This window comes from Kocuria sp. CPCC 205231 (assembly GCF_040980965.1).
In the GTDB taxonomy this organism is placed as follows: Bacteria; Actinomycetota; Actinomycetes; order Actinomycetales; family Micrococcaceae; genus Kocuria; species Kocuria rosea.
In genome coordinates this window covers 1-520 of sequence record NZ_JAVKPP010000113.1, presented here as the reverse complement: position 1 = coordinate 520, position 520 = coordinate 1, and the positions used below count along the sequence as shown (strand labels likewise).

General features: G+C 76.5%; 1 protein-coding gene. It reads left to right on the top strand.

Annotated elements, in window-relative coordinates:
- A partial coding sequence (locus RF640_RS19120) for a transketolase C-terminal domain-containing protein (protein WP_368828678.1) occupies positions 1-520 on the top strand: 520 nt, incomplete at both ends.

Here is a 520-nt window from a genome sequence, read left to right as displayed (position 1 = left end):
TCTACGCCACGTTCCTCAACCGCGGCTTCGACCAGCTGCTCATGGACGTGGCCCTGCACCGGGCCGGCGTCACGGTGGTCCTGGACCGGGCCGGGGTGACCGGACCGGACGGGCCGAGCCACCACGGCATGTGGGACCTCGCCCTGCTCCAGATCGTGCCCGGGCTGCACCTCGCGGCCCCCCGCGACGAGCCGACCCTCGCCGAGGAGCTGCGCGAGGCGGTGGCCGTCGACGACGCCCCCACCGTCATCCGCTATCCCAAGGGCTCCGTGGGCACCCCCGTGCCGGCCGCCGAGCGGCTGGCCGACGGCGTGGACGTCCTTGCCCGCCGCGGCGGGGAGGGCGGCGCCGAGGGCGCCCGCCGCGACGTGCTGCTCGTCTCCGTCGGCGCCATGAGCGGCCTCGCCCTGGACGTCGCCGACCGGCTGGAGGCCCACGGGGTGTCCTCCACGGTCGTGGACCCCCGGTGGGTGCTCCCGGTGCCCGGGTCGGTCATCGAGCTCGCCGCCCAGCACCGGAT